The organism is Streptomyces sp. NPDC051218 (genome assembly GCF_044455475.1).
Lineage (GTDB): Bacteria > Actinomycetota > Actinomycetes > Streptomycetales > Streptomycetaceae > Streptomyces.
In genome coordinates this window covers 848824-862846 of the sequence record NZ_JBITEU010000001.1, presented here as the reverse complement: position 1 = coordinate 862846, position 14023 = coordinate 848824, and the positions used below count along the sequence as shown (strand labels likewise).

At 69.4% G+C, this 14023-nt stretch carries 14 protein-coding genes; 6 read left to right on the top strand and 8 right to left on the bottom strand.

Annotation, left to right across the window (positions count from 1 at the left end):
• Positions 1-131: 131 nt before the first annotated feature.
• Genes ACIBCK_RS03995 through ACIBCK_RS03975 form a run of 5 tightly spaced genes read right to left on the bottom strand, consistent with a single transcriptional unit; the run spans position 132 to position 6718 of the window.
• The gene (locus ACIBCK_RS03995) at positions 132-1067 is read right to left on the bottom strand and encodes a dihydrodipicolinate synthase family protein (protein WP_399386487.1); all 936 of its coding nucleotides are present in this window, start codon (positions 1065-1067) and stop codon (positions 132-134) included.
• A complete protein-coding gene (locus ACIBCK_RS03990) occupies positions 1064-2116 on the bottom strand; it encodes an oligopeptide/dipeptide ABC transporter ATP-binding protein (protein ID WP_399386485.1) in 1053 nt (350 codons plus the stop codon). Before ACIBCK_RS03990 ends, ACIBCK_RS03995 begins: the two co-directional genes overlap by 4 nt.
• Positions 2113-4104: a dipeptide/oligopeptide/nickel ABC transporter permease/ATP-binding protein gene (locus ACIBCK_RS03985; protein ID WP_399386484.1), complete on the bottom strand. Its 1992-nt coding sequence runs from the start codon at positions 4102-4104 to the stop codon at positions 2113-2115. Before ACIBCK_RS03985 ends, ACIBCK_RS03990 begins: the two co-directional genes overlap by 4 nt.
• Entirely contained in the window at positions 4104-5063 is a 960-nt protein-coding gene (locus ACIBCK_RS03980) for an ABC transporter permease (RefSeq protein ID WP_399386482.1), read from the bottom strand. Before ACIBCK_RS03980 ends, ACIBCK_RS03985 begins: the two co-directional genes overlap by 1 nt.
• The gene (locus tag ACIBCK_RS03975) at positions 5060-6718 is read right to left on the bottom strand and encodes an ABC transporter substrate-binding protein (protein ID WP_399386480.1); all 1659 of its coding nucleotides are present in this window, start codon (positions 6716-6718) and stop codon (positions 5060-5062) included. The genes ACIBCK_RS03980 and ACIBCK_RS03975 overlap by 4 nt, the downstream gene beginning before the upstream one ends.
• A gap of 184 nt (positions 6719-6902) precedes the next feature.
• Between ACIBCK_RS03975 and ACIBCK_RS03970 the strand changes: the two genes are divergently transcribed.
• The 4 genes from ACIBCK_RS03970 to ACIBCK_RS03955 all read left to right on the top strand — a co-directional run bounded on the left by ACIBCK_RS03970 (position 6903) and on the right by ACIBCK_RS03955 (position 10197).
• The gene (locus tag ACIBCK_RS03970) at positions 6903-7283 is read left to right on the top strand and encodes a type II toxin-antitoxin system RelE/ParE family toxin (protein WP_399386479.1); all 381 of its coding nucleotides are present in this window, start codon (positions 6903-6905) and stop codon (positions 7281-7283) included.
• Positions 7280-7603, top strand: coding sequence for a helix-turn-helix domain-containing protein (locus ACIBCK_RS03965; RefSeq protein WP_399386478.1), 324 nt, complete (start codon positions 7280-7282; stop codon positions 7601-7603). The genes ACIBCK_RS03970 and ACIBCK_RS03965 overlap by 4 nt, the downstream gene beginning before the upstream one ends.
• Before the next feature lie 19 nt (positions 7604-7622).
• The gene (locus ACIBCK_RS03960; protein ID WP_399387236.1) at positions 7623-9509 is read left to right on the top strand and encodes a beta-galactosidase; all 1887 of its coding nucleotides are present in this window, start codon (positions 7623-7625) and stop codon (positions 9507-9509) included.
• A 91-nt stretch (positions 9510-9600) separates the two neighbouring features.
• A complete protein-coding gene (locus tag ACIBCK_RS03955) occupies positions 9601-10197 on the top strand; it encodes a hypothetical protein (protein ID WP_399386476.1) in 597 nt (198 codons plus the stop codon).
• 15 nt (positions 10198-10212) lie between these two features.
• Here ACIBCK_RS03955 and ACIBCK_RS03950 read toward each other — a convergent pair whose 3' ends face one another.
• Positions 10213-10803 carry a hypothetical protein gene (locus tag ACIBCK_RS03950; protein ID WP_399386474.1) on the bottom strand — a complete coding sequence of 197 codons (591 nt, stop codon included), beginning with the start codon at positions 10801-10803 and terminating at the stop codon, positions 10213-10215.
• Positions 10804-10902: 99 nt separating this feature from the next.
• On the opposite strand from ACIBCK_RS03950, the gene ACIBCK_RS03945 reads away from it, so the two are divergent.
• Both ACIBCK_RS03945 and ACIBCK_RS03940 read left to right on the top strand, forming a co-directional pair.
• Positions 10903-11397 carry a GNAT family N-acetyltransferase gene (locus ACIBCK_RS03945; RefSeq protein ID WP_399386473.1) on the top strand — a complete coding sequence of 165 codons (495 nt, stop codon included), beginning with the start codon at positions 10903-10905 and terminating at the stop codon, positions 11395-11397.
• Between the two features lie 32 nt (positions 11398-11429).
• Complete coding sequence (locus ACIBCK_RS03940) at positions 11430-12908, top strand: membrane-associated oxidoreductase (RefSeq protein WP_399386471.1); 1479 nt, start codon at positions 11430-11432, stop codon at positions 12906-12908.
• Here the strand turns inward: ACIBCK_RS03940 and ACIBCK_RS03935 are convergent.
• Both ACIBCK_RS03935 and ACIBCK_RS03930 read right to left on the bottom strand, forming a co-directional pair.
• Positions 12895-13176, bottom strand: coding sequence for a DUF397 domain-containing protein (locus ACIBCK_RS03935; protein WP_399386469.1), 282 nt, complete (start codon positions 13174-13176; stop codon positions 12895-12897). The two genes, ACIBCK_RS03940 and ACIBCK_RS03935, sit on opposite strands and share 14 nt — an antisense overlap.
• Positions 13158-13991, bottom strand: a complete 834-nt coding sequence (locus ACIBCK_RS03930) for a Scr1 family TA system antitoxin-like transcriptional regulator (protein ID WP_399386467.1) — start codon at positions 13989-13991, stop codon at positions 13158-13160. Before ACIBCK_RS03930 ends, ACIBCK_RS03935 begins: the two co-directional genes overlap by 19 nt.
• Positions 13992-14023 lie beyond the last annotated feature (32 nt).

Below are 14023 nucleotides of genomic sequence, written 5' to 3'. Positions count from 1 at the left end.
TCACCGGCTCCGCCGAGTTCGTCCTCAAACGCCGGACGGGCTGGAAATCCAGCCCGTCCGGCGTTTGAGGACAAGGCCCCCGCGCCGAGCGGGTTTTCGGGAAGGGGCGGGGTTGGGGATTAAAAAGGCGCCTACAACAACCCCGCCCCCGCCAAGAACTTCCCCACCCGCTCGACCTCCCCGGAGGACAGCGGAACCTGGGGCTCCGCAGTGGCGGGGCACGCGATTACGCCCCGGAGGGCGAGGGCCGCCTTGAACGCCCCCAGGGCGGACGAGTTCCCGCCCATGCGGCCCGCGTCCCCGACCCGCACCATCCCGAACAGACCGCACAACCGCTCCTGCTCGGCCCGCGCCCGCACCAGGTCCCCCTCCCGGCAGTAGCGGTACAGCCGCGCATACCCCTCGGGGTCCACGTTCCCCAGGCCCGGTACGACCCCGTCCGCGCCCATGGCCAGCGCCGCGTCCACCGTCGTCTCCGAACCTGTCAGGACACTGAAGGCCGGCGCGTCCCCGCGCCCCCGCGCGCCGAGCACCACGTCCCGGAAGTTCCCCTCGTCCCCGCTGGAGTCCTTGAGGCCGGCGAGCACCCCCTCCGCCGCCAGCTCAAGGACCAGCTCCGCGGGCAGTTTGGAGTGGACCGAGACAGGGAGGTCGTACGCGAACACCGGCACCGGCGACCCCGCCGCCACCAGGCGGAAGTGGCGGGCCATCTCCGCCGGATGCGTGCGCGTGTAGAAGGGCGCCGTCACCACCACAGCGTCCGCCCCGGCCGCCGTCACCGCCCGGACGTGGTCCAGGACCCGAGGCGTCGTCATGTCGATCACCCCTGCCAGGACCGGGAGTTGGCCGCCCACGTGGCCCACCACCGTATCGACCACGGTCTTCCGCTGCGCGTCCGTCAGGTACGCCGCCTCCGACGACGAGCCGAGGACGAAGAGGCCGTCCACCCCGCCCGACACCAAGTGGTCGACCAGCCTGATGAGCGAGGGCGTGTCCACCTCGCGGTCCGGTGTCAGGGGGGTGCAGACGGGCGGAATGACACCGGTCAGCGGGGTGGGCATGGTCATGGGCTCTCCCTGGGGCTCGCGTCCGTGGCGGCGGACTGGATCACTAGCTCGTGCGTGGACTGGCCGTCCCGCACGGGGTGATGGCAGCGGTAGCGGTGTCCAGATTGTTCCGATGGTGCCGATCTCTCCGACAAGGCGAAGTCCGGCATGGTGGCGGCGCAGGTCTCGTCCGCCTTCCAGCACCTCGTACGGAACGGGCAGCCGCTCGGCGGTCGTGTCGCGGACGGCACCGGGCCGACGAGCGGGATCGGGTCGATGGGGTCGAGGAGGCCGGGGGTCGCGGAGAAGAGGGCCCGCGTGTAGGGGTGGCGTGCTCTGTCAAGGATCTCCTCCGCCGGTGACTCCTCCACGATTCTGCCCAGATACATCGTGATGACCCGGTCGCTCATCCTTCGCACGGTCTGGATGTCGTGCGACACGAAGACCAGGGCCAGGCCGAGCCGCTCCTTCAGGTCCAGGAGGAGGTTGAGGATCTGGGCGCGCACGGAGACGTCCAGCGCGCTCGTCGGCTCGTCCGCCACCACCAACTCCGGTTCGAGGGCGAGGGCGCGGGCGATCGCCACGCGCTGGCGCTGTCCGCCCGAGAGCTGTCCTGGCAGTCCGTCCGCCAGGGCTTTGGGTAGGCCCACCAGCGCCATCAAGTCCCGTACGCGTGCCTCACGTTGGGGCGCATTGCCCATCCTGTGGACGTCCAGGGGGTCCCGCAGGATCTGTCGTACGGTCAGCCTGCGGTTCAAGGCCGTCGACGGGTCCTGGAAGATCATGCCGGTGTTCCGGCCGATCGTGGCCCGGCGCTCGGCGGGCTTCATCGTCCATAGGTCGCTGCCACGGAAGGACACCGAACCCGCCGTGGGCCGCTGCACCCCTACGAGCACCTTCGCGAGCGTCGACTTGCCGCACCCCGACTCGCCCACGACGCCGACGGTCTCGCCGGGCGCGATGGTCAGGTCGGCGCCGGTCAGGGCGTATACGCGGTCACGGGAGAACAGACCGCCCGAGCGGGCCCTGTGCACGACGTGCGCGTCGGACAGCGAGATCAGAGCGGTCATTTGAGGGCCTCGCTTCCCCTGGGGCGCGGCACCGGGGGCGGTTGCTGCGCCGGATGGTGGCAGGCGATGGAGTGCCGTGCCCCGCCGACGAGTTCGGGCGCCGTCGTGCGGCACACCTCGCTCGCGAGGGGGCAGCGGTCCGCGAACCGGCAGCCCGCGGGGAAGTCGGCCGGCGAGGGGACGACGCCCTTGATCTGCGTCAGACGTTCGGCCGCCGATTCGAGCGAGAGCACCGAGCCGAGCAGGCCCCGCGTGTAGTGGTGCGACGGCGCCTCGACGAGGTCCGCCGTCACGCCCGTCTCCACGATCTGGCCCCCGTACATCACCACCACCCGGTCGGTGACGTCCGCGACGAGCGCCAGGTCGTGCGAGACGAGGATCAGCGCGAAACCCAGTTCCTCGCGCAGGCGCAGCAGGAGCTGGATGACCTGGGCCTGCACCGTGACGTCGAGGGCCGTCGTCGGCTCGTCGGCGACGATCAGCTTCGGGTCGCGGGAGAGCGCCATCGCGATCAGGACGCGCTGGCGCTGGCCGCCGGAGAGTTCGTGCGGGTAGCTGCGCAGGGTGCGGTCCGGGTCCAGGCCGACCAGTTCGAGGAGTTCGACCGCCGTGCGGCGCCCACCCCTGCGGACGACCTGTTTGAGCTGGGCGCGGACCGTCATCGCCGGGTTGAGGGACGACAGGGCGTCCTGGTAGATCATCGCCATGTCGTGGCCGAGCAGCCGTCTGCGGGCGCGCATCGGCATGCCCGTCAACTGCTCGCCGTTGAACGTGACCTGGCCGCCGATGCGGGCGCCCTTCGGTTCCAGGCCCATCACGGTCAGCGCGGTGAGCGACTTGCCGCAGCCCGACTCGCCTACCAGACCGAGGACTTCGCCCGGCCTGACGTGGAAGCTGATGCCGTCGACGATGTCCACGCCCCCGTGGCGGGCGTCGAAGCCGATCGTGAGGTCGGAGACGGTGAGCACCGGGGTGCCGTCCGGCAGTGGCCGTGCGCGTGAGCGCAGGCGCTGCGCCGCATCCGCGAGGCCAGGCAGTTCGAGCACCTTGCCGCTGCCCGGCTCGGGGGCTTCGATGCGGTCCTCCTTGCGGGCCGCGCCCGGCACGTCACGCGTCGCGGGCGCCGCCCACGCGTCCGAGACGCCCTCGGAGAGGATGTTCAGGGCAAGGACCGTGATCAGCATGAGGAGTCCGGGGAAGACCGTCGCCCACCAGCCGCCGAGCAGCACCATGTTCTTGCCGTCGGCGATGACGCTGCCCCAGGACGGGTCCGGGGGCCGTACGCCCGCGCCGATGAACGACAGCGAGGCCTCGAAGACGATGGCCTCGGCGACCTGCACCGTGCAGAACACCAGGATCGGCGCCGCGCAGTTGATGGCCACGTGCTTGATGAGGATGTGCGGGGTGCGGGCGCCGACGATGCGTTCGGCGACGACATAGTCCTCGCCGTACTGATCCATCACGTTCGCCCGTACGACCCGGGCGATCGGCGGGGTGAACAGGAACGCGATGGCGCAGATCAGGACGAGGATGCCGCCCCCGAAGACCGCCACGAGCACGGCGGCGAGCGCGATGCCGGGGAACGCCATGACGATGTCCAGGCACCGCATCAGCGTCTCGTCGACCGCCTTGCGCGAGGTCGCCGCGATCGCCCCGAGCACCGCGCCGACGACCAGGGCGAGCAGCGTCGCCCCGAGCCCGATCGCGAGGGACCAGCGCGCCCCGTACATCAGCCGGCTGAGGATGTCCCTGCCGAGGCTGTCCTGGCCCATCCAGTGGTCGCCCGACGGGTGCCCGGTGCCGTCGACCTGGGGCTGCTGGTCGAGCGGGTCGTGCGGGGCGAGCAGGGGTGCGAACAGCGCGACGAGGACGACCACGCCGACGACCGCCACCGCGATCCGGGAGAGGACCGGCAGCCTGCGCAGGGAGCGCAGCCGGACGCCGGGCCGCGAGAGCCGCTCGGCCAGAGCCTTGCGCGACGTGATCATCAGGCGGACCCCCTCAGGCGCGGATTGACCAGCAGGTGGAGGATGTCGAGGACGAGGTTCACGACGACGAACCCGACGGCCGTGGTGATGACGACCCCCTGCACGACGGCCGGGTCGCCGTTCTTCACGGCGTCGATCATCAGCTTCCCCATGCCGGGCAGCGAGAAGATCGTCTCGATGACGACCGCGCCGCCGAGCAGATAGCCGACGCGCAGTCCGAGCACGGTCAGCGGGTTGACGAGGGCGTTGCGCAGGACGTTGCGGCCGACCACCACGACCGGCGGCAGACCGCTGCCGATCGCCGTCCGTACGTAGTCCTTGTCGAGTTCCTCGACGACTGCCGTACGGATGATGCGGGTGAGCCCGGCGGCCACGGGGAGCGAGAGCGCGAAGGCGGGGAGCGTCATCGTCTTGAGCCAACCGCTCAGCGAATCACCGGGGTTGACGTATCCGCCGGTCGGGAACCAGCCCGCCTCCACCGCCAGGTACTGGATCATCAGCAGCGCCAGCCAGAAGCCGGGTGCCGCCACACCGGTCAGCGAGATGACGCGGATCAGCTGGTCGGGCAGCCGGTCGCGGTAGATCGCGGCGGTCACACCGAGAAGGAGCGAGATGACCACCGCGATGCCCAGGCCCATGAAGGTCAGCTGGAGGGTGAGCGGAAGGGCGGTGGTGACCTGGTCCACCACCGGTGAGCGGGTGAGCACGCTGATGCCCATGTCGCCCTGGACCAGATCGCCGACGAACGCGACATAGCGCACCGGCAGCGGATCGAGCAGGCCGTTCTCCTCGCGGAAGTCGTGCAGTTGCTGCTCGGTGGGGTTGGCGCCCTGGAAGAACGCCGACGCCGGATCGACGTCCGAGAACCGCATGACGAGGAAGACGAACAGGACGATGCCGAGCAGCAGCGGGACGAGGAGGGCGAGGCGGCGGGCCAGGATTCGGAGTACCGCGGTCACGTCGCCCACTTGGCCTGGAGCAGGTTGATCCCCGGGTAGGGCTGGGCCTTGATGCCGGTGAGCTTCTTCGGGTCCCAGGCGGTCATCAGCTCGTTGTGGACTACGGGATAGATCACCGCCTGCTCGGCGACGACGTCGATGTAGTCCTGGACCATGGCCTTCTTCTTGGTCGCGTCAGGCTCGCGCGTCGCCTGGTCCATGTCCTTGAAGAGCTTCTTGGCCGTGGAGTTGCCCGCCCAGCGGGCGTACCCCATCCACAGGTTCTCGGGCCCGTAGTTGTAGTGCATGATCAGGTCGGGGTCGATGCCGAACTGGTTGGGATTCGATGCGGCGGCGACGACTTGATAGTCCTTCTTCTGGTCCATCTTGGTGAAGACGGCCGTGGTCTCCTGCGGGTCCAGGGTCGTCTTGACGCCGATCGCGTCCCACGAGGCCTTGATGGTCGGCAGGCAGTCGACGATCCAACTCACGTTCACCGCCATGAGGTTGACCGAGAGATCCTTCACCCCGGCCTCCTTCAGGAGCTTCTTCGCCTTCTCGGGGTCGTACGCGTAGACCGTCTTCGCGGGGCGGTAGGCGGGGTTGGACTCGTTGAGGAACGAAGTCGACGCCTTTCCATGCCCCTTGAGCGCGACCTCGATCATCTTCTCGGTGTCGATGGCGTAGTGCAGGGCCTGGCGCACGCGTACGTCGTCGAAGGGCTTGTGCGCGGTGTTGAACATCAGGAACAGGTTGTTCATCCCCGCCCCGCCCTCGACGGTGAGCCCGCCCTTCTTGAGCTGCTCGATGTTGGCGTACGGGATGTTGTCCGCGATCTCCGAGTCCGCGCTGCCACCCGAGATCTTCGCGACGCGAGGTGCCGCGTCCACGATGGTCAGCCAGTTCATCTTCTTGAAGGCTGCCTTGCGGGGGCCGTTGTAGTCGTCGAAGGCCTCGAAGGTGGTGTTGGACTTCGGGGCGTGCGAGGCCTGCTTGTACGGTCCTGAGCCGATCGCCTTGCCCTTGGTCGCGTCGTCCCAGGCTCCGGGCTTGGAGTAGACGTGCTTCGGCATGATCTTGGCGAGGGAGAGCCGGGCGAGGCCGTCAGGGAAGGGGAACTTCAGGATGAGCTCGACGGAGGTCGCGTCGACCTTCCTGACCTCCTTCAGCCAGCTCTCGAAGAAGCCCTTGGCCAGGGTCTGCGTCTTCGGGTCCAGGATGCGGTCGAAGACGAACACCACGTCGTCGGCGGTCACGGGCTTCCCGTCGTGCCACTTGGCGCCGGGCCGCAGCGTGAACTTCCAGGTGGTCGCCTTGTCGTCGGTGGGAACCTCCGTGGCGAGCGCGGCGTACGGCTCGCGGGTGATCGGGTCGGTGTTGAGAAGCCCCTCGTAGATGTGTTCGTTGCCGGCCATCGCGAAGGCGGACGCGGTCTGCGTCGGGTCCCAACTGCCGTCGTTGCCATAGCCGATGACGGCGGTGAGGGTGGAGTCGCCGCCCTTGCCGCCGCCACCTCCGGCGTCGTTCGTGGACTCGGGCCCCGACGAGCAGGCGGAGAGCGTGGTGGTGATGGTGGCGGCCGCGCCCAGCGCACCGGTGTACCTGAGGAAGGACCGGCGGTCCGGCGCGGGTCCGGTGGGTCCGGCTGAGCCGATGCGGGTCTTGTGGTCGCTCACTGTGTCTCCCTTGAGAGATCCCACGTCCTACGTCATGGTGGCGTGGCGACGATAAGAGGGGCCGGAGGGCCGGTCAAGGCTCCGGACGGCAGGTACCCCGTCCGGGTGAGGGCTTCCGACTCGGGGCTCGCGGCGGCATGCGCCCAGTGTTTAGTGAATGCTAAACTCTCGAAGGGGCTGAGGAGTGGAAGAGCACTGGGACATCTACCTGACCGACGAGGTGGACCAATGGCTGAACGATCTCGAGAAGGCCGATCCCGTTTCGTACACGCTGGTGAACCAGGCAATTTGGATCCTGGCCTGTCACGGACCGTCGGAAGGGAGGCCGCTGGTCGACCGCATCAAAGGGTCCGCGTTGCACAATCTGAAGGAGCTGCGGCCGGGCTCGGCGGGACGGAGCGAGGTGCGCGTCCTGTTCATGTTCGATCCCTGGCGCTCGGCCATCCTCCTGGTCGCGGGTGACAAGGCAGGGAACTGGGTCACCTGGTACGACGAGGCGATCCCTCTGGCTGAGCGTCGTTACGCGCAGTACGTCGCCGACCGTGAGAAGGAGCTGGGGAAGTGAGCGGACACATCAGGTGGTCGGCGAGTGGACACCGTGAGCGCGCGGAGGAACTGGCCGGTGGGCGGGGTGAGTTCCTCGAAGGTGCTCAGCGCATGCTGGCCGAGGCGCGTGCGTGGCGTCTCGTCGAGATGCGCCAGGAGCGGGGGTATACCCAGGCGCAGGTGGCCGAGCGTATGGGGGTCAGCAAAGGCAGGGTTTCGCAGATCGAGAGCGGCCGGGTATCCGGCACGGATGTGATGGCGCGGTACGTCGAAGCGCTGGGCGGCAGCCTGGTGATGGTCGCGGTTTTCGACGACGGTGAGCTGCGAAAGGTCGGATGACGTGACCGAGTATCAGGGCATGGCCCGCTTCCGTTCCCGTCTGCCGTCGCTCGGCTACGGCGGCGACTACAACCCCGAGCAGTGGGGCCCGGAAGTCCACACCGAGGACGCCGAGTTGATGCGCGAGGCGGGCGTGAACCTCGTGACGCTCGGCATCTTCTCGTGGGCCAGGACGGAGCCCGCCCCGGGCTCGTACGACTTCGCCTGGCTGGACGGGCACATGGACCGCCTGGCCGAGGCGGGCGTCGCGGTCAGCCTGGCCACGATGACGGCCTCCCCGCCCCCGTGGCTGACGCGCCTGCACCCCGAGACCCTGCCCGTCCTGGAGGACGGCACCCGACTGCACCCCGGCTCCCGCCAGCACTGGTGCCCGTCGAGCCCGGTCCACCGCCGCCACGCCGTGCGCCTCGCGGAACGCCTCGCCACGCGCTACGGCACGCACCCCGCCCTCGCCCTGTGGCACATCGGCAACGAATACGGCTGCCACATCTCACGCCACTGCCACTGCGAGGTGTCGACGGCGGCGTTCCGCGGGTGGCTGCGGGAGCGTTACGGCACCGTGGCGGCCCTGAACGACGCGTGGTCGACGGACTTCTGGTCGCAGCGCTACGGCACGTTCGAGGAGATCCACACCCCGCGCAAGGCCCCGTCGTTCCGCAACCCGGCCCAGCAGCTGGACTACTGGCGCTTCTCGTCGGACGAACTCCTCGCCTGCTACCTGGCGGAGAAGCAGGTCCTGACCCGCATCACCCCGCACATCCCCGTCACCACGAACTTCGTCCCGGTGGCCAAGACCCTGGACCTGTTCGCGTGGGCCCCGCACCTGGACGTCATCTCCTACGACTCGTACCCCGACCCGCACGACCCGGAGTCACTCCACCAAACGGCCTTCTCGTACGACGTCATGCGCGGCCTGAAGGGCGGTCAGCCGTGGCTGCTCCTCGAACAGGCGCCGGGCGCGGTCAACTGGCGTGAGCGCAACGGCAGGAAGCCGCCGGGCCGGATGCGCCTCGACAGCTGGCAGGCGGTGGCGCACGGCGCGGACTCGGTGCTGTTCTTCCAGTGGCGGCAGTCGCGCGGGGGAGCGGAGAAGTTCCACTCGGCGATGGTGCCGCACGGGGGCCGCGAGACGCGGATCTTCCGTGAGGTACGGGAGCTGGGCGCGGAACTGGCCCGCCACCCCGACCTGCTCGGCTCCCGCCCCGAGCGCGCGGACGCCGCCCTGCTCCTGGACTGGCCCAGCTGGTGGGCCCTGGAACTGGACGCACACCCCAGCACGGACGTGACGCTCCTGGACGCGGCCCTGGCCCACCACAAGCCGCTGTACGACGCGTCGGTGGCCTGCGACGTGGTCCCGGTGGACGGGGACTTCGCCCCGTACCGCCTGCTCCTGGTCCCCAACCTCTACTCGGTGACGCAGGAAGCCGCGGAACGGATCCGCGCGTACGTCCACGGGGGCGGCACCCTGGTCATGTCCTACTTCTCGGGAATCGTGGACGAACACGACCGCGTCCACCTCGGCGGCTACCCGGCCCCCTTCCGCGAGCTCCTCGGCCTGCGCGTGGAGGAGTTCGACCCCCGCCCCGACGGCACCTGGTCGGAGGAGATCCACCTGGAAGGCGCGGAAGCGGTCACCACGACCCCCGAGGGCACCCCGGCGGTGACCCGCCACGCGTACGGCGATGGCGTGGCCTGGTACCTGGGCACGCGCCCCGCCCCCAAGGAGCTGCGGGAACTCCTCGACAGGGTGCGCACGGAGTGCGGGGTGAACCCGGTCCTCCCCGGCCTCCCGGAGGGGGTGCAGGCGCGGACGCGGGTGACGGCGGCGGGGGAGCGGGTGCATGTGGTGCTCGACGGGCGGGATCTGAGCGTGGAGGTGCGGCGGGGGCTTTCGCCGACACGTTAGTGGAGCGTTAGCCGGACGGCGCTGGATCACCAGCGGCGGCGGACAGTCTTGTCCTGTCGAACCCCGCACCCCCCGACAGAACGGTGAGAACATGTCGCACGCCACCCTCCTCCACGCCCGCAAGGCCGCAGCCGCCATGGTGATCACCGTCGCCGCGTTCGGGCTCACCGCCTGCCAGGGCGGCGGCAACGACGCCTCGTCCTCCTCCTCCGCCGCTTCCGCTTCCGCGTCCAAGACCGGCGAGACCAGCAAGACCGGCAAGACCTCCGCCGACGAGGCGCCGTCGGCCGCCCCGGACGACTCCGGGAAGCGCTGCACCGACCAGCTCGACTACGCGGGCGACCCGAGGTCGAACGCCGAGATCAACTCCATCGGCGCGGACACCGGCACCTGCCCCACCCCGGTGAAGGGCGAGAAGCCGTCGCCCGCCCCCGCCAAGCCCGGGAAGAGCTGCACCGACCAGCTCGACTACGCGGGCGACCCGAGGTCGAACGCCGAGATCAACTCCATCGGATCGGACACCGGTACCTGCCCCACCCCGGAGAAGGGCGACAAGCCCTCGGGCACCCCCAACAAGCCCGGTGTCAGCTGCACGGACCAGATCAACTACGTGGGCGACTCGCGGTCGAACGCCGAGATCAACTCCATCGGCGCCGACACCGGCTACTGCCCGCCGGTCAAGAAGTAGGTCAGTAGCGGCTGGCTACTCGTCGAGGTTCTCTCGGAGTGCGTCGACCACGTACTCGGGGCAGAACTCCAGGAGCCAGTCCATGAAGCGCAGGCCGTACGCGTCCCGTGCGCCGTCGATGATGAGGTCGGCGTCCTCGGGCGCGGTGAGGCCGAACCGCTCCTCCAGCCAGGCGAGATACTCCCCGTGCCCCAGGCTGTGCTCCTCGTCCTCGTCCCACTCCCACTCGGGCAGATACCACTCGTGGTCGATGGCAAGCAGCCGGAACAGATCCCGCAGCCCGGAGGCGACGACGTCGAGGTCGCCCTCGTCCCCGAAGAGGACGACGGGCAGCGTCGCGAGATCGGCACGGTCGTCGCAGCGCCACAGCGCGTAGAACGAACCGGAGCCGGTGGCCTGGGCGAAGGGCACGAGACGGTCCAGGCGGGCCCGCAGCTCCGGGGTGTCGGTCATGTCCAGCCACTCGACGAGGCCGGCGTCACGCCGCCCGTACTCGTACATCTCGAACCCGTCGGCGAAGCCTGCCTTTCCCGGGCCGTCGTGGAACTCCTTGAGCAGATTCAGCTCCGGTATGGGTGAGTAGGCGGTGCCCATGACGTTGACCACGGCATCTCCTCGGCGAGGGGCGGTTCGGGTGACGGCAACGGACGCTACCGCCCGGCACTGACAACGCCGCCCACGCCCGCTTGGCGATAGGTTTCCGCCATGCCCGAACTCCAGCGCCTGCGCGCCGATCACGCCCCCGCCCTGCTCGCCTTCGAGCGTGAGAACCGGGCCTACTTCGCGAAGTACGTGCCCGACCGTGGTGACGCCTACTTCACCGAGTTCGATGCGCGACTCGCCGCCCTGCTCGCCGAACAGGCCACGGGAGCCTGCCACTTCCACGTACTGGTGGATGGAGAGGGCGCCGTGGTCGGGCGCGTCAATCTCGTCGACGTGGCGGACGGGGAGGCCGAGCTCGGCTATCGCATCGCGGAGAGGGCGGCGGGGCGGGGTCTTGCTACGTCCGCCGTACGGCAGGTCTGCGAGGTCGCCGGCGCCCAGTACGGGCTCACTGCCCTGCGGGCGGCCACCGATCACGACAACGAGGGCTCCCGGGCGGTGCTCGTCCGTGCGGGGTTCGTGGTCGTCGGCGAGGGGGAGATGGAGGGAACGGGGCGGGCGGAGGTGCGCTATCGCCGTGCGGTAGCGGCCGGTTGACACGTGATCCGTCCCGCGCAAGAGTCGCGCCGGTGGAGATCAGGGATCTGAGCGAGGCCGAGCGACAGGTGTGGGACGCGTTCCCGCTGGGGCGACTCGTCGACTTCCGGCAGCGCACGAGGGAACCCGCCGATCTCGGCGCCGACTGGGGCCCCGAGCGGACCGTGCGCGCCGACGTGCTCCGGGCCCTGCTCATCGACGGGCCCCGCCAAGAGGGCGAGACGCCCTACCTGCGGCTCAACGGAGCCCGCATCACGGGCAAGTTGGACCTCCAGTACGCGGAGGTCGCGGGGGCGATCCACCTCTGGGCATGCTACTTCGACGAGGAACTGGACATCTACGGTGCGCAGTTACGGCAGCTAAACCTGGGCTGGTCCATCTTCCCCGGCCTGTGCGGGGTCGGACTGCGGGTCGACGGCTCGCTGCGGATGACCGGAGTCCGCGTCCGGGGAAAGGTCCGGCTGGGCGGCGCGCGCATCTCCGGGGCTCTCTTCCTGGACCGGGCCCGGCTGGGCGAGGAAGGGGCGGCCCGCGACCCCGACGAGCCCATCCTGACCCTCAACCGCGTCACCATCGACGACGACCTGACCGCCGACCAGGGCTTCACCGCCCACGGGATGGTCCGCCTCGCGGGAGCGGTCGTCGCCGGGACGATCACGTTCGACGACGCGGTCCTCAGTAACCCGGGGGGCACTGCGCTCCAGGCGTCGAATCTGAGTGCCGGGACCGATCTGCATGCGATGCGGCTCACGGCGCGGGGGCGGATCAACCTGCGGGGCGCCCGCATACCGGGCCAGCTCAACTTCACCCACGCGCGCCTGTCCAACCCCGGCGGCATGGCCCTGCGCGCCAGCAGCCTCGCCGTCGGCGAACTGTGGTTCAAGGAGGCTGCCCCCATCGAGGGCTCCCTCACCCTGCGCCGCTCCCAGCTCGACCTGCTGCGCATCGCCCCGGAGACCTGGCCGGACGAGGTCCGGCTCGACGGCCTGACCTACACCACGCTCGACCCGCACGAGCCTGCCGAGCGTCGGCTCCAGATCCTCGGACGTGACTCCGACGGCTACGTCCCGTACGCGTACGAGCAACTGTCCACCGCCTACCGCCGGATCGGGGACGACGCCGCCGCACGCAAGGTCCAGCTCGCCAAGCTGCGCCGCCACCGGACCACCCTGCCCTGGTACGCCAAGGCCTGGGGCCACCTTCAGGACGTCACCGTCGGCTACGGCTTCCGGCCCACGCGGGCGGCGGTCTGGCTGCTCTCACTGCTCCTGATCGGCTCCGTCACGTACGCGGTGCGGGAGCCGGTGGCGCTGAAGCCGAAGGAGGCCGCGGAGTTCAACCCCGTCTTTTACACGCTGGACCTGCTGCTCCCGATCATCGACTTCGGCCAGGAGCACGCGTATGCCTCGCGGGGCGCGTATCAGTGGCTCGGGTACGCCCTGGTCATCATGGGCTGGACCCTCGCCACGACGATCGCGGCGGGCGTCACGCGGTCGATCAGCCGCCAGTAGGCCGCAGACCGGTCACGAAGGCCTGCCAGGCGGGGGCGTTGATCAGCAGGGCGGGTCCCTGGGGGTCCTTGCTGTCGCGTACGGGGACGATACCGGGGACTCCGTCGGCCACCTCGACGCAGTTGCCGCCCTCGCCGTTGCTGTAACTGCTCTTGCGCCAGCGGGCGGCGCCGATGAAGTCGTAGGCGACTTCGACGCAACTGCCGCCGTTGCCATCGCTGTAGGTGCTCTTGCGCCAGCGTGCGTTGCTCAGGTCGTACTCGCGCATCGTCTGTAGCCCTCCGCCGCCGACTCGATCAGGTCCAGGGACGCCTGCGGCGACAGCGCGGCGGCCCTGAGCAGATCGTATGCCGAGTACGAGCGCTTCACCACTGCCGGGTCGTCCAGCAGATTCCCCGAATACACGGCTTCTGTATAGGCCGTTGGAGGCGCGTCCTCGAACTCCATGAGCGCCAGCATCCCGTTCATCACGGCGTACGGCCCAGCGGCGTATGGCAGTGCTTGGACCAGCACCGTGCGCTCCCGTGCCTGGGCTACCAAGCGTTCCAACTGCTCCGCCATGACGGCTGGGCCGCCGACCGGAATGCGCAGCACATGCTCGTGGAGGATTACCCAGTACGCGGGCCGCGTGGCGTCCTTGAGGATGGACTGACGCTCCAGACGGCCCGCTACCTTCTCCTCGATGTACTCGTCCGGTGCGAAGGGGTTCATCGCCACCGTCACCGCCCGCGCGTATGCGGCGGTCTGCATCAGGCCTGGCACCAATGCGGGCGCGAACTCACAGATCCTCGTGGCCAGGCGCTCCAACTCGACGACGTGAGCGAAGTAATCCGCATACCGCTTGTCGTCGATCAGTTTGCGGCACATCCGCTCGAAAATACCGTCTGATTGCAGAATCTCGTCGATCCGCTGAGCTACGTCCAACTGCGGTTTGCGAATTGCCTGTTCGAATTGGCCGATGTACGCGCCGGACACGAAAACCTGGAGCCCCAGCGAGGACTGCGTGAGCCCCGCGTCCTCCCGGCGTCTCTTCAGCTCGGCTCCGAAGAACTCCCACGCTGCCTGCCGCGAACCATTGGCCATGGCCAACCACCCTTCGCTGCGCCGCAGTTGTA